The 18,332-nt window shown below is 41.2% G+C and carries 17 protein-coding genes and 1 tRNA gene; 8 read left to right on the top strand and 10 right to left on the bottom strand.

What is annotated here, in order from left to right:
- Positions 1-17: 17 nt before the first annotated feature.
- Positions 18-590: a DUF4231 domain-containing protein gene (locus R8G66_21445; protein MDW3194951.1), complete on the bottom strand. Its 573-nt coding sequence runs from the start codon at positions 588-590 to the stop codon at positions 18-20.
- On the bottom strand, positions 583-1,116 hold the full coding sequence (locus R8G66_21440) for a DUF4231 domain-containing protein (protein MDW3194950.1): 534 nt from the start codon (positions 1,114-1,116) through the stop codon (positions 583-585). The genes R8G66_21445 and R8G66_21440 overlap by 8 nt, the downstream gene beginning before the upstream one ends.
- 208 nt (positions 1,117-1,324) lie before the next feature.
- Between R8G66_21440 and R8G66_21435 the strand changes: the two genes are divergently transcribed.
- Complete coding sequence (locus R8G66_21435; GenBank protein MDW3194949.1) at positions 1,325-2,311, top strand: N-acetylmuramoyl-L-alanine amidase; 987 nt, start codon at positions 1,325-1,327, stop codon at positions 2,309-2,311.
- On the top strand, positions 2,308-3,114 hold the full coding sequence (locus R8G66_21430) for a hypothetical protein (GenBank protein MDW3194948.1): 807 nt from the start codon (positions 2,308-2,310) through the stop codon (positions 3,112-3,114). The genes R8G66_21435 and R8G66_21430 overlap by 4 nt, the downstream gene beginning before the upstream one ends.
- 1 nt (position 3,115) lies before the next feature.
- Here the strand turns inward: R8G66_21430 and R8G66_21425 are convergent, their stop codons facing one another.
- The 4 genes from R8G66_21425 to R8G66_21410 form a co-directional block, all read right to left on the bottom strand.
- Entirely contained in the window at positions 3,116-4,918 is a 1,803-nt protein-coding gene (locus tag R8G66_21425; GenBank protein ID MDW3194947.1) for an ATP-binding protein, read from the bottom strand.
- Positions 4,919-5,095: 177 nt separating this feature from the next.
- Positions 5,096-7,588, bottom strand: coding sequence for a DUF5686 and carboxypeptidase regulatory-like domain-containing protein (locus R8G66_21420; GenBank protein ID MDW3194946.1), 2,493 nt, complete (start codon positions 7,586-7,588; stop codon positions 5,096-5,098).
- Positions 7,589-7,646: 58 nt separating this feature from the next.
- Entirely contained in the window at positions 7,647-8,780 is a 1,134-nt protein-coding gene (locus R8G66_21415) for a PLP-dependent aspartate aminotransferase family protein (protein MDW3194945.1), read from the bottom strand.
- A gap of 7 nt (positions 8,781-8,787) precedes the next feature.
- Complete coding sequence (locus R8G66_21410; GenBank protein MDW3194944.1) at positions 8,788-9,435, bottom strand: SH3 domain-containing protein; 648 nt, start codon at positions 9,433-9,435, stop codon at positions 8,788-8,790.
- A 159-nt stretch (positions 9,436-9,594) separates the two neighbouring features.
- On the opposite strand from R8G66_21410, the gene R8G66_21405 reads away from it, so the two are divergent.
- Positions 9,595-9,667: transfer RNA gene (locus R8G66_21405), tRNA-Lys, on the top strand.
- A gap of 264 nt (positions 9,668-9,931) precedes the next feature.
- Here the strand turns inward: R8G66_21405 and R8G66_21400 are convergent.
- The 4 genes from R8G66_21400 to R8G66_21385 all read right to left on the bottom strand — a co-directional run bounded on the left by R8G66_21400 (position 9,932) and on the right by R8G66_21385 (position 14,088).
- On the bottom strand, positions 9,932-10,927 hold the full coding sequence (locus tag R8G66_21400) for a caspase family protein (protein MDW3194943.1): 996 nt from the start codon (positions 10,925-10,927) through the stop codon (positions 9,932-9,934).
- A gap of 73 nt (positions 10,928-11,000) precedes the next feature.
- The gene (locus tag R8G66_21395) at positions 11,001-11,639 is read right to left on the bottom strand and encodes a response regulator transcription factor (GenBank protein MDW3194942.1); all 639 of its coding nucleotides are present in this window, start codon (positions 11,637-11,639) and stop codon (positions 11,001-11,003) included.
- Positions 11,636-13,726, bottom strand: coding sequence for a sensor histidine kinase (locus R8G66_21390; protein ID MDW3194941.1), 2,091 nt, complete (start codon positions 13,724-13,726; stop codon positions 11,636-11,638). The genes R8G66_21395 and R8G66_21390 overlap by 4 nt, the downstream gene beginning before the upstream one ends.
- A gap of 137 nt (positions 13,727-13,863) precedes the next feature.
- Entirely contained in the window at positions 13,864-14,088 is a 225-nt protein-coding gene (locus R8G66_21385) for a hypothetical protein (protein MDW3194940.1), read from the bottom strand.
- Between the two features lie 442 nt (positions 14,089-14,530).
- Here R8G66_21385 and R8G66_21380 point away from each other — a divergent pair, with 442 nt between their 5' ends.
- Genes R8G66_21380 through R8G66_21360 form a run of 5 tightly spaced genes read left to right on the top strand, consistent with a single transcriptional unit; the run spans position 14,531 to position 18,325 of the window.
- Positions 14,531-15,397: a hypothetical protein gene (locus R8G66_21380; protein ID MDW3194939.1), complete on the top strand. Its 867-nt coding sequence runs from the start codon at positions 14,531-14,533 to the stop codon at positions 15,395-15,397.
- A complete protein-coding gene (locus R8G66_21375) occupies positions 15,394-15,774 on the top strand; it encodes a hypothetical protein (GenBank protein MDW3194938.1) in 381 nt (126 codons plus the stop codon). The genes R8G66_21380 and R8G66_21375 overlap by 4 nt, the downstream gene beginning before the upstream one ends.
- Before the next feature lie 4 nt (positions 15,775-15,778).
- Positions 15,779-16,504, top strand: coding sequence for an FHA domain-containing protein (locus R8G66_21370; protein MDW3194937.1), 726 nt, complete (start codon positions 15,779-15,781; stop codon positions 16,502-16,504).
- 25 nt (positions 16,505-16,529) lie between these two features.
- Positions 16,530-17,036, top strand: a complete 507-nt coding sequence (locus R8G66_21365; protein MDW3194936.1) for an FHA domain-containing protein — start codon at positions 16,530-16,532, stop codon at positions 17,034-17,036.
- 8 nt (positions 17,037-17,044) lie between these two features.
- Positions 17,045-18,325 carry a Stp1/IreP family PP2C-type Ser/Thr phosphatase gene (locus R8G66_21360; protein ID MDW3194935.1) on the top strand — a complete coding sequence of 427 codons (1,281 nt, stop codon included), beginning with the start codon at positions 17,045-17,047 and terminating at the stop codon, positions 18,323-18,325.
- The last annotated feature ends 7 nt before the right edge of the window (positions 18,326-18,332 follow it).

Here is an 18,332-nt window from a genome sequence, read left to right as displayed (position 1 = left end):
AGCTGGTCTTTATGATTTTATTTATTTGACTTTGTCTTTTTATCTTCTTTTTCGTCCTCTTCGCCAGACTGATTGGCCTCCGCTTTGAAGTAGTTCATTACATCAAGGTGCAGCTGATTTTCAACATTCATCACGATTTTGCCATAGGCATCGTCTTCATCGTAAGGTTCGGTTCGGGTCAGGTATTTGAATTTTTCTGTCTCGAGTTTTTTGTAGAGCTTTTTGTAATCCTTGGCCTTCTTTTCGTACCCTTCGACCTCAAAAAAGCCTGATGATATGGTCAGCCATACACCTGCCGCTGCAGTGATCATCTTCAGGAGCACTTCCCCTGTGTGGCCATAACCACCGGCACCTATTCCACCTAAAGCACTGTGTATACTTAACGTGACGGGGACCAGGGAAGCAACCACCGTATCGATATTTTTGAGTCGGTTAAATTTCTTGTGCATCAACTCACTCTTGCGCTTGTGCCAGTCAATTTGATCCTGAACCCGCTCCTGGACGTATTTTTCATCGGCTAGCAGTGGGAGTTTTCGCTTGATAGGTTCGTAGTTGAGCGTTGTGCCTTCGAATTTCTTTTGCTTAGCCATCTTGATTTCCGGTTTCTTCCTCAGGTTCGTTCAAAATTTGCTCTACGCGTTCTACCAGTACCGGAAACGCGTCAAGGCTTTCGTAAGGTGGCATGTTGGTGACATACAGGTATTCTTCTCTTTTCAAAAGCTCGGCCCTGCTGCGGTACTCCATCCATTTGTCATAGAAGCCACCCATTTTCAGAACGTTACTCATCAAAGCAAGTACAGCGCCGCCAATTCCTGCATAGATCGTAAGGATGGTTTCCATCAATACTGACTCATTGAAAGGGGAAATACTGGAAAGTGTTACTGCAAATGGGATGGTAGCAGCAATGATGATTTCCGATTTCTTCAATCGCTTGTATTTGGTTTGATTCTCTGAACTTAAGTCATTTAGTAACTGCTCGCTTGTCTGAAGTCGTTCCTGGATGTAACGTTCATCACGCATCAACTCTGAACCTCGCCCTTTTGGGATGTAATCCGTATTTTCTTCAAGGCTTTCTTCAGGGCTTTGTTCGTCTAAATGCTGGTCATTATCATTCATGTTCCGAAAAAATTATGCCCGTTTTTATTTAAAGGAGTCAAGATATAAAAGATTTCTTTACCTGTCTAGCACCTTTTTTAAGCGAATTTGTAGCTATTTGATCAAAATGTGATACCACAAATGCAGTAAAGTGACAAATAATCCGATCATTCATGACTGGTAATTTTTAAGAGCACCACGTTTGATTATACTTGCGTTTTCAGATAGCATGATCAAAAAGGCACTGTTGATCGGAATGTTGGTGGCCAGTCTGTCACTAAATGCGCAGGAGTTAAAACGAGCTACGCCACTTTCAGGTGAAGGCATTTATGGTTTCCTGGAGCGAAACGGAGTAGATAGAAAATTCAAAACCGAATTTGTCAAATTAAATGCTTCACGGCTTGGGGCGAATGAATCCTTATTGAAAGATGTTTCTTATCAAATCAATCCTCAATGGGTAGTAGTTCCGAAGGAAGAATGGCGGGTTTATCCAATTTTTGGCAAAGAACATGAACGGCTAAAGATCCTCAGTAATGAATTAGAAGGGAGTGTTTTTTATCTGGTGTCTGGTCATGGAGGTCCGGATCCAGGTGCGGTTGCTGAGCGAACAAATGGTGATTTATGCGAAGATGAGTATGCGTATGATGTGACGCTGAGACTGGCCCGTTGGTTGATTCAACGCAATGCCCTGGTCTACTTCATTGTTCGTGATGATAATGATGGGATTCGCGATGGCCCTTATCTGCCCTGTGATAAGGATGAATATGCGTACACTCGAGGAAGCATTCCAAGAAGTCAGGTCAAACGTCTGGAACAGCGTTCAGACATCATTAATAGCCTTTATCGGAAACATCGAGGATCCAAATACCAGCGAATGGTTGTGATTCATGTGGACAGCCGAGCCACCAATGAAAATGTAGATGTGTTTTTCTACCACTATCCGAGCAGCCGCAGAGGGAAAAAACTTGCTGATGATATCTTGAAGACCTTCGATCGGAACTACAAAGAATTTCAACCTAATCGGACGTATCGTGGTTCTGTCAAACCACGCAGTAGTTTGTTTGTGTTGAAGAATACCAGTCCGGCAGCAGTTTTTATCGAATTAGGGAACATCGTCAACTCTAAAGATCAACGCAGGATACTCATCGATGACAATAGGGAAGCTTTAGCCAAATGGATCGGTGAGGGGTTGATGAAAAACTTTAAGGAAAGATGAACATTACAACTGGGACAAAATACATCATTTCTACCTCTGGTAGGCCTACGTCTATCCGCCGTTATGAGCGCCTTTTGCAGGACATTTTGGGATTAAATATTGCCTACCTGCCTATCTCCGCGAAGGATGATGCGACAAAGATCCTACCAGATGATTTTGTGAATGCTATTAGTGGATTAGGTGCCATTGGCGGCGCCATTTCCAAAGACATCAAAGGAAAGGTCATTCATCACCTCGATGAACTGGATGATTTAGCGGCGCGTGTACAGTCGGTCAATACAGTCATTCGAAAAGGTGATCGACTCCTAGGCTACAATACGGATGCATATGGGTTTGAGCAGGCGATCAAAGAAGGGATTGCAGGGTTGAACATCGAAACAGCCCTTGTTTATGGGTATGGTGGTGTATTCAATGTGGTTTATCATGTCCTTAAAAGCATGGGCCTCAAGGTCTATGTAACAGGCCGAAGAAGCGAAGCAGTAGTCCAGATCAATGAGCAATATGGTTTGAAGCCGCATGACGGAAGTCCCAAGCAACTATTCATAAATGCCTCGCCGGTGACCGACAAGCCTTTGGAAGAAGCTCCGGGATTTTTGGAGGCTGTGGAAGGGGCGCAAGTGGCATTTGATCACGAAATGCCCGGACAATACTTGATGGGCCATTGTCAAGCCAAAGGGATCAAACACATTCCCGGTACTGCTATGTATTATCCGCAGATGTACCGTCAGTGGGCTTTGTTTCTGGCAGGGCTTGTCAATGTCGAGGATATCCCAGGTCTGATTGAACAAGCATCAGGGGAATAAGTCAGGCTGCTGCTGGCAGGTGAATGCAAAATGTGGTGCCCTGGTCCTTGATTGAGGTGACACTTAATTCACCCTTATTCTGCTCAATAAACTCACGACAAAGCGACAATCCTAGTCCGGTGCCTATTTCATTCGCTGTACCATTTGTGCTCAAATGTTCTTCAGAAACGAAAAGGCGGTGAATTTGATCATCAGACATACCGACACCTGAATCAGTGATTTTCACCACCGTTTGATGTTCTCCTTGTTCCATCTGAATTTTGATCATTCCTTTTTCAGGTGTGAACTTGATGGCATTAGAAAGTAAATTCCGGATCACAAAGTCAATCATATTCTGGTCAGCCAGACTAAAAGCAGGTTTGTCGGAAAGTAGTTCACAAGAGAGGTCCTTTTCTTCGAGTTGTTCTGCAAACAATGCGATATTTCTATTGGCTACTTCACATAGATTGACCTTGTCGGAGTTTACGTGAATGGCCTGCATCTGTGATCGAGCCCAGTTAAGCAGATTGACCATCAGGTTATTCAGATTCGTAAAGTTTTCATTGAGCTTGATAAAGAACCTTTCCATTCTTTGTTTCGACATACTCTCCGGATCTTCTTTGAGGGCAGATAAAAACATGAGTGCCGTACTCATTGGGCCCCGTAGATCATGTGACAGAATAGAGAAGAATTTATCTTTCATCTTCGCCAGTTCTGTGGCTTTGGATTCTGAAATCGTAAGCTTTTCATTCAGCTGACGAAGCTCCTCGTTTTGATGATTGACATGCTCAAACTGATTGCGGATTTGGATTAACAGCGTCTTGTAAGCTGACGAGAGTTCATCAATCTCCACTATTCCTTTGTTACTGTTAGGACCGATCTCCTCTTTAAAGTCATTTTCGATGATGTCTTGCATGGAGGTGCTTAATCGTTTAATGGGCCTTACGATTAAAGGAGGCAGGAAGACGATTGAAAAAACAGTGATAAGAATGCAGACTAATACAGCTAATCCCAGGTTGATAAATAAGTTTTGAATCAAAATACCTGCAGTAGATTTCATTTCTCCCTGGGCCTGGGTCAACTGTGTCCCAACTTTCTCTTGGGTATCGAATAAGGCAGCAACCATCCCGTCTTTTTCATTACCAATGATTCCTTCAAGCTTGATGATCTTGTAAAAAAGTTCAGCGTATGCTTCAAGTAAAACTGCTTCCTTATGGCCTTTTGGTATGTTAGGTAAGATGGACTCAACCAGATTTTGATGAGCTAAAACGTAGGTGTAGTCATTCCTCAAGAAGTAGTCTTTTTCTAAGCGGCGTAATTGCAAAACATCTGATAAGGTAATGAATTGGTGTGTTTTCTCTAATTCATGGATCTTTTGTCGCATCAAGCCTGCAAGCCCTGTATTGGTAAAACCCTTTTCATGATAAAGTTGAACAAGTTCTTGATAGAGGTGATGGTAGTCAGAGATTAACGTATCGAGTTTGATGAATTTTTCGTGGAAATAGCGAAATTCCGGAATTGGACTTTCTTCGAGTACCATCATAGATGAGGATAGCCGTTCGAATGCAGCGTTGATGGACTGTAGGTGCTCGGTATTCTCAACTTGATGAAATGAAGGGGTTCGGACATCCACATGCAATACGTTTTGACACTCCTGCGCCAATTCCAAATAGTGTGTATATACCGTGTTGACCTGATGTTCTGCATCAGATATGTTCCGATGTTGCAGCAACAACCAATAGGACAAGCCCATGATGGTCAATATGGCTGCAGTAAGTAATAAATAACCAAATAAAATCCGCCCTCGAATGGTATTCATTTTCATAGATACGACTGATTAATCCCAAAAGGATTAAAAAAATAGGTTGAAAATATGGTTGATTACCTGTGGTAGAGTGTGGTGGCAAAATTATATTTTGTCTTGGATTAATTAAAATCCCAAGGTAAAGTTTGCAGTTGAATGAGGCATATTTTGGGATGAGTAAGCGACCGTTTTAAATCATCAAAACCCTGCTCCGATCCGAACGCCTTTTGAGAAAAGCTTTCCTCGATGATAACCCTGGTAATAGTCAATCCGGAGGAATTTGAAGATGTGTTCAATACCAATTCCCCATTCAGTAAAATTGCCGGCTGACGGGGTGTTCAAGGTATGGACGGAAGCAACAGTCTGCCAATTGAGTTTCTTGATCAAAGGAATGTTGTTCAGTAGGAATTCATTGAAATGGTGTTCCGCATGTGCTTCAAAATATTGATCCTGGGTTGAGAATAAGTAATAGTCGAGGGTCTGAAAATTAGTTACTCCAAACTGTCCTGTATAAATGCGATTGCCATTGAAATGATGAAAGTCCAGGAATTCCAATCGGTTCTTACTTAAGAATGTTCCGATAGTCGTAGAATAATTAAGACTTCCGAAATAACCCAGAAAAAGATTATCTGAGACCTTGAAACTGATTTGCTGAAAGTCAGCGGCATTATGTGTGACAGGCACAGCAGCGCGGATACTTAGTGTCAGATCCGGATATTTAGAACCCAGGATGACCTTACGATCAGGACGGTTGATGTAGCGTTGGCCTGGGCGCCATCGTAAGCTCGCATTTAAAAATGTAGCATTGTGTGTGTCAAATTGTGTATTGGCCACCTCAATGTTTTCAGGGTGGTTGGAAGAATAGGCGTTTTCGTCGGATTCACCAAAGGCTTTCGTGACGTTGTTTTCCATTGGATTCCTGCGTTGAAATTCGGTAGATACATTTAAGAGCAATCCATTCTTTACTTCCTGTCGCCAATTAAGGTGAAGAAAGCTTTTGGAGAAGATCTTCATGAAATTCCGTCTTTCCGTGATGGTGAAGTAAGAGTTACTCCAGAAATCGATGGGATTGTTGGCGTTCAGTTGTTCAATGTAATGGCCGCCGGATACGCCCCAGCGAGTGAATTTTCGGTCATCCACATAATACAAGGTCTCCAATTTGCCGTACCATTGTTCATTTCCAAATCCATATCGGACTGTAGGTTGGATGCTCCAGATGGTTCTTCGATCTAATATTTTTCTATAGTTCACAGTAAAATCTAGCACCCAACCTTCTACGGAATTGAAGTTGATCACATTCAATAAGGGGCTGGAAGTGTAGTAATTACCTTTGAAGGAATTTCGATAAGTGTAACCGGTCAATAAATTGCCAGGCTTGATGGTATTGCTTTTTCGATCTACCGAATCTTTATAGGGGCGAGATTCTTTCACCAGACGAACGCTATCCTTGACGATGTAATCTTCTTGTTCGATTTTAGAAAGCGGGATCGGTCGGACTTTGATCCAGTAGAGTGAATCCCGGTCATTTGCCTCTTCTTCTACTTTCATGACCTCTCGGGTGAAGTGCCCTTTTTTGAAGAGATCTACTTTCTCTTGAGACGTGTGAGTCGCTGTTTTCGGTTGATAAACATCATAGTTTGGCTCCACGACATAGTTGCTATAAACACCCACAAAGTGGCCACTGCCTTTGAATCCAAATACTTTGAATTGAAAGGTGAAGTCCTGAGAGACGGGCATCCAGATGTCGTGATCCATGGCCGCATAAACCTGATGAACCCGGATAGAGTCCAGGAATTCGACACCACGTTCTTTGGTTACCAAAAGGTCCACACTGTGAATGTTCCACTGGTCTTCCACAATGTATAAATAACCGCTGTAAACCGGATCTGTGGCTCTTCTGGGGATCACCTTGATCTTGTTGACGAACCGATCTCCTTCCTGATAAAATCCTTCTAGTTTGTAATCGTAGAAAAAGAATGCATTATTGGCAATAGGGGATACAATCGGTCGCTCGGAAAGGCCTTCCGGTGAAAAGCCATTTTCGTAGAAGTTGAGCAGCATGTCCGAAGCCTGGTTCCAGCTAAAGGCATTGTTGTTGCCACTAACTTTTGAAGAGATCATGACCTCCTTGATCTTATTGGGTCGTTCGAACTGGAATTGTGAAACCGATTCAGATAGGTATACGATCCCAGTATCCACCGTGATCGTTACACCCAGGATCTTATCCGGTCGGTCATCCAATCGCTGCAATCCTTTGATGTAGACATCACAACCAAAGGCTTGCACCAGATCGCGGTGGTATTTTCTTTTCTTGATTGTCTCACGAATTACCCGATAAGCCGGATCTTTATCCTTTGCAGAAACTGTGACCGCATTCAGTTGCAGAATAACCGGTTCCATTGCAATGTTCAGAGAAGTTGTGTTTCCATCATTGATAGGGATGATCTGGCGTTCATAACCCACAAACTGAACGATCATCTGATGACTTCCGACAGGAATGCTGAATTCAAATTCGCCCTGAAGGTTGGTGGTGGTCCCGATCGAGGTATTTTGTAGTAACAAAGTCGCGAAAGGGAGTCCGACGCCATTTTCATCGGTCACTTTTCCACGAATGATCGATTGATTCTGGCTAAAGCCTAAAGACGAAATGAATAGGATACAAATGGCAAGGTAATTCCTTAGCAAGGGCATGCTTTAGTATTGAGGTTTTGACTTTCCTTCTGGCAAACATGATACCAGTTTCACCTTTTTACGAAAGTAAGTCCAGCGCGTTGGATAAATCTTCAATTAATACTGTTTCATCTTCCAGTCCGATGCTGATCCGAATTCTGCCCGCCACGGTATCTTCAGCATGATAATTCATGGAGTTGATGGTCGTGATTGCCGGAAATATGAGCGAATGGAAAGATCCCCAGGAAGGGCCAAGCTTGAATACTTTGAACGCATCACAAAACTGCTCCACTTTTTGTGTGTCATCTGTTTTCAGGTCTATGGTGAACAAGCCGCTCATGTCCTTCAATGATTGACTGGGTGATTGTGGGTAATGCACTTTTTGAATGACCGGGTGCTCCAGCAGGAATCCCATAATTGATTTAGTGCTTTTTTGGATGGCTTCCAGTCGCTGTGGGAGCGTTCTTAACGAACGAAGCAGTAGCCATGCATCATTCGGAGAAATGATGCCTCCGAGGGTCATGTACGCTTCCTTGAAGATAGTGGTGATGTGTGCTGTAGAACCACATACTACACCTGCAACCAGATCGCTATGTCCACCCAGATATTTGGTGGCGGAATGGACCACCAGGTCAATGGATGCTTCAGCAGGTCTTTGAAGCAAGGGAGTCGCGTAGCTGTTATCCAAAATGGTTAGGATACCCATTTTTCTCGCTAATTGCCCAACGGTTTGCAGATCGTAAGCTTCGAAAGTCCAGGAATTGGGACTTTCAAGATAGATCAGTCGCGTGTTGGACTTTAAGGCTTGTTTAAGATCATCTTCAGGGCCAAAAAAATCCACGGCCACCTGAAATCGGGACAACCAGTTCCGCATCAGTTTACCCGTCCAACTATATGGAGAGGCTGTGCAAACAACATGATCACCAGCCTTTAGAAAAGATAATAACGCAGATGAGATAGCAGCACTACCACTGCCAAAAACCAGTGCATCCTCCATGGATTCTAATGCAGCAATTTTTTTAGAGAGCAATTGCACAGTAGGGTTGGTGCCACGTGTATAAAAGGGAAGGCCGTGCTCCTCTCTTAGTGCCGCCTGCATGCCCTTTACACTATTGAAAAGGTAATTGGATGTCTGATGTATAGGAGGGGACCCGGGAATTGCATCCGTTTCGAATTCTTCACCGAGCTGGTAAATAATGTGCCTGGAATCCATAGATTGATCAGATAAGTCGGATGCGTCCTTTTCTTAAATAGGCCGATTGATCGTTCCATTCGATCTTGACCCAGACTTCTGATTGCTCCAGTACCCGTACCCGATGCCCTTTTTCAATAGATTCCAGCGGTTCAGCTGCTGCGGAAGGTGCAGAACGAAGCAGGGTATGATCATTGAGAACGATGGCTCTTTCCGTAGCAAAGGTCTCATTATTGAAGACAAACAATACTGCGATGATCAATACCTGAAAAATCAATGGCAGCCTCGCTGATTCTTTTTTCTGAAATTTTCTAATGATGTAGACCATTAGCAAGAGTGCGAGTGTCAACAAGGCAATCTGAATAAGTAACTTGTTTTTGCTGAGGATATTCAGAATGTAATCCTGATCAGTAAACTCATAACCTTCCAGCTCATTCGCCGCGGCAATTTCTTGCATTTTTACCAGCGCCTTTTTGTTCCCCGACTTTTCGTAGTAGAGGTTCAGATAGTAAAGAGCATCGACATAATTCTCCAGACCTTCCTGGATGAATGCCATTTTGAGCAGCATACTTGGGGAGGCCTGGTCATTTTGAAAGATATTTTCATACACTTCCAGGGCTTCCGTATATTTTTTCGCCTCGAACAAAGAATCCGCTTGATTCAGGTCCGAAGCCATCGAACCAGGCAGGTTGAAAAGAAAAAATGCGAAGATTATGAAGAAGTTTGATTTTATTTTCACTTTACATTTTGGATTTACAAAGGTATCATTACTTTTGCGTCCGCAATTTTAACAAACGCAGCGCAAAAGCAGGTGTTAAAATAGTGTAAAAGGTAAGATTCGTTAGCTCAGCTGGTAGAGCATCTCCCTTTTAAGGAGAGGGTCCTGGGTTCGAGCCCCAGACGAATCACAAAGTTAAACCCCGGTTTCCCGGGGTTTTTTCATTTATGGCCTTGGGGTGAGAAGTTCATGCCCGCAGAGGCGGGTAAGCCCAGACGAATCACGCTAAAAATCCTCAGTGAAAACTGAGGCTTTTTTTGTTGAAATTAATGTGGATCCAGGGATATTCTTCGGAGTATCGGATCTAGCAATAAATATCATCGAAAAGTCTAATTTCAATTTTCAAAAAGGATACTTGATCCGAGCCAGTTTTAGTAGTTGTTCGTGACTGATTTTAAATCCTATTATTTTTTGACATTCGCCAATAAAGTTTCCCAAGAGCTGTCAATTCGCAACTTCCATTTTCGATAGCTTCATAATAAATGTGATCCCTTGAAGAAGGCTTAACAAGAGAAGCCGCTATGAACTTTTGAATTAACTTATATTCTAGCTCGTTTTTCCTATCTCTAGGTTCTATTGCTGGTTCATAACTTTTATCCAGGAATTTTTGATGATCGATCTGAGGAAAGATTTTTGGAATCTCTCTTATTTCCTGTATGGTTAGCTGTGGTTCAGATCTTCTTATGGTGCGTAAGGAAATGACGTGGGATTTGTAAACTGGCCTCTGCTCGAATGCTCCTAAAGCCTTATCTGCGAAATTATATAGACTTGCAGAGGTTACGTTTCCAATCAAATTTGCGGCTCCTCCTAAAAGTCCTTCAATTAGAACACTGGTAAACACCCCATGGCCATTTCTTTCTCTTGCCACTTGCTCTGCTGTACTGGCAGTCAAGATAGAGATGCCTTTTCTGAGAAGAGCACGGTTGTTTTCATAATCTGGTAAATTGCCTAGCTGCCCACTATGACAGCAATCCAGAATTAGAATTATTTCTCTTATATGTGTAGCACTGTTAGCCATTCGAAGGATGTCAACTATTGCCACTCCTTCGTCATATTTTTTAGCATCTGTTGTGACCAGACTGCCACCCATATCACTTTCATGTCCATGACCTGAAAAGTAGAAAAGAGCGACATCACTCGGATCCGAGAAAAGTTCTTCCACAGCTTTTCGCAAGTTCGATCTCTTCACATCATGATTTATAAAAACTGGAATGTCTTCAATATCATAATGATTTTTTTCTCGATCTGAAATAATAACCTTACATGCAAAGTTGGACTCTTGATCATAATTTCTTCCCAGCACCTTCGCCATGGCGATAGCATCGCTGGCACAGCCATTCAAAGGAGCCCAGTCATAATCGTTGATTCCTACAAGAAGTGCCTTTTTCATTTTATCTTTCTAATGATTATCGTCTATCTTTCAAAACAATTGGAGTATTTCATGATTTGCTTACCACCTGTATTCAATCCACCAAGCCATTTTTATAAGCGTACCTAATCAAAGCTTTTGTGTTAGAGGAATTGGTCTTGTCGATCAAATTTCTTCGATGAGTTTCTACGGTGCTATGTGCAATGAAAAGTTTTTCAGCTATTTGAGGGGTAGTAAGACCATGTGAAATCAAGCCCAATACTTCCTTTTCTCTCCGGGTCAAGATGACCTCTTCTTTTTCTTGCAGGTTCTTTGGCTTTCTTAGTCCCTCGATAAGAACATTGGTTACTGCTTCACCAAAAAACTGTCCACCTTCAGCTATTTTACGAATAGCATCTACCAGTTCTTCTTTTCCTCGATTTTTGAGAATATAGCCTGAGGCTCCGATTTGAATGATTTGCTTTATAAATTCCTCGTCATTATACATACTTAGGATCAATACCTTAACCGTTTTGTATGTCTCTTTAATGGCCTTGGTCGTTTCAATGCCATCTAATTCTGGCATTTCAATGTCTAGTATGACTATGTCCACCTGTTTAGTAGCAAGAACTTTTAATACCAATTCCCCGTCCGGCACTTCGTCAATAATTTTCATATCTCTTTCCTTAGACAATAAAGAGGATAGACCATCTAAAACGATTTGATGATCATCTGCTAACAATAACTTTATCATAAGTTTTTCAATGGTATATCAATAGTTATGAAGGTCCCATTTCCAATTCGGGCATCAATGTTTACTTCCGCATCTAATTGCTCAGCTCTAGCTCTTATATTTTTCAATCCAATTCCTCCATCAGCGATTCTATGTGTGTCAAATCCAATTCCATCGTCCTCTACCTGAACATGGATTTGCTTTTCTGTTTTGATGAGTTGAATAATGACCTCAGATGCATTTGCATGTTTCAGCGTATTGCTAAGCAACTCTTGAATACATCTGTAGATGTTAATCTCAGTGTCGTAAGACATTCTTTCTCCATCAAAACCCTTTTCGATGAACTTGATGTTTAATTCATTCGATTCATTTACTGAATTCCTCAGACTTCTCAGGGCCTGGACCAAACCAAATTTGTACAGCTCACCAGAGATCATTTCATTTGAAATAGACCTGACTTCATCAACGGCTTGATCTAATAAATCAGTGGCTTTTTCGTATTGCTCCTGATTTTGTTTTTGGAGGTGGTTGAGATTTTGCTCGACTGATTTAAAATGCATTTTTGCAATAGAAAGCGTACTCCCCAATCGGTCATGTAGCTCACGGGCTATTCGAACACGTTCTTTCTCCTGACCGTCTAGTCGCGCTCCTAATTCTTTGAGTTCGTGATTTTTTAACAAGTCATCAATTTGTTGTTGGTTGATTTTGGCGTTTTTCTCCGAAATGACCGTGTTTTTTCGAATTCGGTAATAGTGAAATCCTACAACAAAGAGTAGAGATAAAAGAATCAAGCCGGCAATTAAGAAGTAGGTAAGCTGGGTTCGCTTTGCCAGCTGAACTTGTTTGATCTGACTTTCTTTCGTTAGTCTGAGCTTTTCTCTTTGTTCAAATTCGAAGTTGTCTTTGGCCCTGGCGGCTTCTTCTACTAATAGGTCGAGGCTGTCTCGAATAATCCCATACTCCGTTTTGAAATTATTTGACCTTTCAAAGTCACGTTTCAAATAGAACATATTTGATAAGTTCCAGTAGAGTTCCATTTTCAATCCTGGTGATTCGGGTTTTGCCTCTAGACTCTTCTGAAAATAATGAATTGCTGAGTCCAGATTTTCCTCGTCTTTGAAGAGCGTTCCAAGGTTGTAGTAACTCAAGGAGAGGCCTTTTTTGGACCCCCCCAGTAATTTCAACGTGATGCTTTTGTGATAGAAAATTTTTGCACTGTCAAAATCACCGTTTTTGGCTTTGATCAACGCTAGATTATTGTAATTAGTGGCCGATAGTAACGGAACCTGCAAACTGTCTTTAAGCTGAATACTTTTTTTATTGAGAAGTTCGGCTGTTGAATATTCTTCAAGCTGTATGTAGATCCTGCTGAGATCTGTGTAAACGAATGCTTCTTTTTGTCTATTTCCCTTTTTTACCCAAATATCCCGGGCTTTATTTAGGTAGGTTATGGCTACATCATAACTAGCGCCCTGATAATACATGTTTCCAATGGTCATCAAGGAATTACCAATGCTAACTGAATCAGTGCTAGTAGAATCTAAATCTAGTTTTTTCTGAAGCATAGAGATTGCCTTATCCGGTTGTCTCATCTTTTGGTAGACAAGTGCCAGTCGTTGGTAAGTTCGTTTGACTGATAAGGTCCTGTTAAGTCTTTGAAAAAGTTGAAGGCATTCCAGGCCAGCTTCTTCAGCTTTTCTGTAAAAGCCTAGGTTTTTATAGGTTGTACATAGATTGGATTGAGCTCGTGCGATACCGTAAACATGGTTAATTTCACGCTCGATGGATAAGGCATTTTCAAAGTAGACAACAGCTTGATTGAGATTGCCCCATATTCGTTCGACTTCTCCAATTCGATTTAGGCTCGTCGCTTGTTTTTCGAAATCTTGCAGTACTTTACTGAGTTGCAAAGCTTGAAGCCCATACGCTTTCGCTTTTTCCTGATCTGAATTTTTAAGTACCCAGGAGAGCTCGTTTAACACATCTATTTTGAGGTCTGAATCAATGTTGAGTGTTAGTTGGTTCTGTAGACTGTCCACCAATCTTTGGTCTTGAGCCAGGCTATCTGCGATTATTAATATTTTGATAAGTAAGGTTAAAATCCACACACTTGGAATTTTTAGGGCTTGGAACATAGGCCAGATCGTAAATAGGTTATATTCAGACTATTTGGAATATAACCCATTCAATTTTTTTCGAGATAAAGTTTTAGGAAAACTCTACTCGGATCTTAACTTAAAAGGGGTCAATCTGGTATTTCACCCCCTGGTTTCTCGGGATCAGGGTCTTCTCCATCATCTCCTTCTGGAATTCCACCCCCTCCTCTTTCTGATTCAGGGTCGCTACTTTCATCTTCCTCTGGGATTTGACCCCCGGGTCTCTCTTTGTCATCGGGCATGGCACCATTTCCTTGAGTAACTTCTTCGAATGGTGCGAAAACCATCCTGTGATGAATCATTGAATCTGTCATGGTTAAATCAGTTTTTTTTCAAATTTGAGAGATAAAAGATAATGATGGAATCGGTGGTATTTACGATTTCCATTCCTCAATTCTGAGGAGGTCATGAAAACACTTTCGTTGAAATGCCTATATGTAAGGGATGTGCTTGTACGGATTTAAATCAGCCGTCAAACTACAGTTTTCATACCTTGAATAACATTCTTAAAAAGAGAATTCTTCCTTTTCATAATTCAGTAGCGCTGGTTGATTATCATGAAATTTCCATTGCGGCCTCCTCAATTTTGGGGATACAAAATCAATAGAAGCTACGATAATACGGTGCGAGTTCAAATTCTAGTTTTGACATAAATACTTCGCCGTTATGAATGCTGTCCTCGTCGTTTTAGTGAGTTTAATAGTTCTGTGTATTCCATTATTGCTGGGTCCATTGCGTCATGGTATAAAGAATGTAATGGCCGCGATATCGACAATTGGTATTTATGCTATGATTGCAAATGTGGCCATTGGATCCCAAGGCTCAATCCTGAACGAATTCATTCCAATTTGGTTAGCGACCATTCTTACCCTGCTTTTTTTGATCATTATGATCATTACGCTGATTTGCTTCTTTGCCGAGAAAGGATATGCAGAAGGCAAAAGTGAGTGGTTTTATGATGACTTATTATTTCAACGATATGGTCAACTTTTAAAGAATGAAACTATCCCGATAGGTGTCAAAAATCTAAGTAAAAATTCAGAGGAGCTTGCTAGAAATTTATATTATCACCTTTCCCAAAGTGTAAAAGCTCGTTTCGGAACAAATCAAAGGTTCTCCTCGGAGATCGTTAAGGTCATTGATAGTCATTTAGAATCGGATGCAAGGCTATTCCTGAAAATAAAGCTTGTTTCGATGCGGAACAGTCAGATTTCATATTTTGTAAATCTAGATACCGTCGGAAAGCAGCTGGCAATAAATACCAGGATACATTTAAGGAACAAGTATGCCTGGCACCAGGTCTTGCTATTCGTGGTAACCTCTCCATTGACCTATTGGCTATGGATTTATCACTGGTTATTACGAAAATATTTTATACGAAGTGAGATCAATAATGACTTGGGCAACGCTTTTGAGAAGATGGACCTTGAGTCTTACATTAAGTTAGCCACCTTCACAATCATGGTGGGAATTGAAGAATTTGCCAAGGCCAACGATCTTCTGACTGAGGAATTGAAACAACTGATCATCAATAATATCAATAACAGCCAGAGTATCAATATCAGCAAATCCAGAAGTATCAGGATTTCAGGTATGAGATATAAAATAAGACATTCTGCATGATGGATAAAAAAGAGAACAAAGGTCAAATTTTGAGTATTTCGAACAGTTCGAATATTCACGTGAGTAATATTTCGAATCAAGTAGGAAATGATAATCCTGGAGATAAAAAAAATGAAAGCAAACCGGAGCAATCTCTTCACAATAAGTTGAAATCCTTGGCTCTAAATTATGATCTAACGGAAGCTTTTCATTTGCTACTTACCGAAGGTCAGAATATTTCTGAAAGTTTGTCCAAGCGGACAAAAATTCTTGAAAGAAGATGGTTAGCATTGAAATCAGACCTTGAAAAGAATTTGATTACTAATGAAGTATACGAGCAAAATCATGCTTCAGTAAAGAAGAATCTTCTTCAACTCATCGATAACCTTCAACCTTAGACTGATGGGTTACTACTGCATGTTGTGTGATACTTACTACGAGATCCCTACTTCGGATTTCATATGCCAGGCTCCTGATTGTCCTGGTGGGGGAATCACTGGTTTACTCATAGATGAAAAGACTTATCTGACCTCTGGAAATGACCATGAAAATAGACTTCAAAACTTGAATTCCGATTTGAGTTTCTATAGTGGAGGATCAACAATTGGGTTTTACCTCAAAGAAGTGAAAATTGGTCGATCTCCGCAAAATGATATTGTCCTGAACCACTCTTCAATATCCAACGAACATGCCGTAATCACTATGGATCGCAGCAATAAGATTCGGATCGTTGATTTGAATTCTACAAATGGAACGTATGTCAATGGACAAAAAATTGATGAAGCATCGCTGCGGAAATCGGATCGGGTTTCCGTAGGTCGCTACCCAGTCGAATGGACCCCTCATTTTCAATCCTTCCCAAGCAAGGGAACCGTGACCAAAAGAACTATCGGTCGTGGATCAAAATGTGATATCGTGATAGGTGGTAATGATGTCTCAAGACTTCACGCCACCCTATGGTATTCCGAAAATGGAGACATTCAGATTCAGGATGAAAATTCAAGTAATGGAGTGTACATCAATGGACAAAAAATTGTGGGTATCAGGCAAATCAAACCCACTGATGAAATCTTAATTGCGAAGAGGTATGAGCTACAATGGAGTGACATTAAGCAAGGAATCAATTGATTGACTATTTTAAATTCATGAGTATATGACAAGTACTACAAAATGTCCACAAGGCCATATTTACGATAATCAGATCTATGAGGTTTGTCCCTACTGTCCGCGACCTTCTGATAAAACAACGATTAATGACGATGGAGGAGAAACGATACCGATGCAAGAAGCGGTGCATGACAAGGCTCCGTCTCAACATACCAGGATATTTGGTGGGGATATAACTGATGGGAAGAAACTTATGGGTGTATTGATTACATACGATTTGGATCCCCTTGGGAAGGTTTTTCACCTTTATGAAGGCAAGAATGTTATAGGTTCCGCTGCATCAAGTAACATACACATTGATTCTGATAATTTAATTTCAGGAAAACATGTTACCATTTTATTCCGAGGTGGTCTTTGCAGATTCAAAGATGAATTTTCAACGAATGGCACCAACATTAACGGATTTAGCAAAGAAGAAGGAGTCTTGGGTGATCGTGACGTCATTCAAATTGGAAGTACCAACCTTCATTTAATGCTGGCACCTACTGATTAGTGATGGAAATGCATAAAAGAAAGATAGGTTATTTGATAGCGATACTCTATCAACTATTGGTATTTGGCGTCGTGAGTGGGCAGGAAATACCGAACGAAAAGGAAGGGCCCTTTGAAGTTAATTCAACGCAACACAGATTGAACGAGGCAAGAGTGGTCAGGCCTGAAGTGGAGGTGCCAAAAACTGATTTGATTATTAAAATCCCCATGTTGGGTTTAGATACTACACTCACACTTATTCAGCTTATTGAAAGACAACATGAGATAAAAATGATATCGTATTCTAATGGTGATAGTTTAGTATTGGAGTCCCTGAGAAATAACTATTTCTTTGTGAGAACTGACAAACTCACGGAAAATAGCGAAGCGGAAGGCCCGGATGAATTTATAGAAGACCTGATGCCTTTCATTCGTAAATACCAAACACCAATATTGATTGCGGGGATCGCCTTGATTTTGTTGATTTTGACTTTGATCGTGGTAAGCAGACACCATATGAAAAAGAAGACGAAATTGACCAAGGATGAAGAAGATCAGGAAATAAATTCAAGTGTCATACCAACGGGTCATCGACTAGGAAATGCCACTCATGTTGGTCAGGTTAGAAAAGCAAATGAAGATTATTACGGATCGCAAGAGACAAGGAACGGTGAACTCTACCTCGTTTGTGACGGAATGGGAGGGCATGTTGGAGGTGCTAAGGCTGCTCAATTAGCTGTAGAGACCATTTGTGCTTACATGGATAAAAAGGTATTTCAGGACCCAAGGGTAGGCCTTTATGAATCAATTATTGCCGCAAATGAAGCAATCATTAGATATGCGCGGAATTACCCTAAGTTCAAAGGTATGGGCGCAACATGTGTTGCTATTCTTATCAAAGGTCTTAATGTGTATTATTCACATGTAGGAGATAGTCGGATCTACCTTCTTTCCAAAAGACGATTAGAAAGATTGACGAAGGATCATTCCTTCGTACAGACATTGGTGGATAAGGGAATTATCTCCAGTGAGGAGGCAGAACAACATCCTAGAAAAAATGAGATCACTAGGGCTTTAGGTATCAAAGAGAACATTGAACCTGAGTTAGCCTCGAATCCTATTCCAGCGAAAAGAGGAGATAGCTTTTTGCTTTGCTCCGATGGGTTGACAGGTGTCGTAGGAGATGCTCGAATTGAAAGAGTTTTGAAAAAGGAAGGTACAGAACAGGAAAAAGCCAATAAGCTTATTGAAATGGCGAATAGAGGTGGTGGACCAGATAATATCACTGTCCAGATCATAACATTTAGCTAAAGGTTTT

The organism is Cytophagales bacterium, assembly GCA_033344775.1.
In the GTDB taxonomy this organism is placed as follows: Bacteria; Bacteroidota; Bacteroidia; order Cytophagales; family Cyclobacteriaceae; genus JAWPMT01.
The sequence above is the reverse complement of the archived record's forward strand: the minus strand, read 5'-3'. Positions and strand labels throughout refer to the sequence as shown.

Coding starts and splice junctions, on each gene's coding strand:
- R8G66_21410 (MDW3194944.1), bottom strand. CDS start 9,435: ATGGCTTCGGACCTGAATCAAGCGGATTCTTTGTTCGAGGCGAAAAAA.
- R8G66_21445 (MDW3194951.1), bottom strand. CDS start 590: ATGGCTAAGCAAAAGAAATTCGAAGGCACAACGCTCAACTACGAACCT.
- R8G66_21380 (MDW3194939.1), top strand. CDS start 14,531: ATGGCCGCGATATCGACAATTGGTATTTATGCTATGATTGCAAATGTG.
- R8G66_21365 (MDW3194936.1), top strand. CDS start 16,530: ATGACAAGTACTACAAAATGTCCACAAGGCCATATTTACGATAATCAG.
- R8G66_21370 (MDW3194937.1), top strand. CDS start 15,779: ATGGGTTACTACTGCATGTTGTGTGATACTTACTACGAGATCCCTACT.
- R8G66_21395 (MDW3194942.1), bottom strand. CDS start 11,639: ATGATAAAGTTATTGTTAGCAGATGATCATCAAATCGTTTTAGATGGT.
- R8G66_21400 (MDW3194943.1), bottom strand. CDS start 10,927: ATGAAAAAGGCACTTCTTGTAGGAATCAACGATTATGACTGGGCTCCT.
- R8G66_21425 (MDW3194947.1), bottom strand. CDS start 4,918: ATGAAAATGAATACCATTCGAGGGCGGATTTTATTTGGTTATTTATTA.
- R8G66_21420 (MDW3194946.1), bottom strand. CDS start 7,588: ATGCCCTTGCTAAGGAATTACCTTGCCATTTGTATCCTATTCATTTCG.
- R8G66_21415 (MDW3194945.1), bottom strand. CDS start 8,780: ATGGATTCCAGGCACATTATTTACCAGCTCGGTGAAGAATTCGAAACG.
- R8G66_21440 (MDW3194950.1), bottom strand. CDS start 1,116: ATGAATGATAATGACCAGCATTTAGACGAACAAAGCCCTGAAGAAAGC.
- R8G66_21360 (MDW3194935.1), top strand. CDS start 17,045: ATGCATAAAAGAAAGATAGGTTATTTGATAGCGATACTCTATCAACTA.
- R8G66_21430 (MDW3194948.1), top strand. CDS start 2,308: ATGAACATTACAACTGGGACAAAATACATCATTTCTACCTCTGGTAGG.
- R8G66_21385 (MDW3194940.1), bottom strand. CDS start 14,088: ATGACAGATTCAATGATTCATCACAGGATGGTTTTCGCACCATTCGAA.
- R8G66_21435 (MDW3194949.1), top strand. CDS start 1,325: ATGATCAAAAAGGCACTGTTGATCGGAATGTTGGTGGCCAGTCTGTCA.
- R8G66_21375 (MDW3194938.1), top strand. CDS start 15,394: ATGATGGATAAAAAAGAGAACAAAGGTCAAATTTTGAGTATTTCGAAC.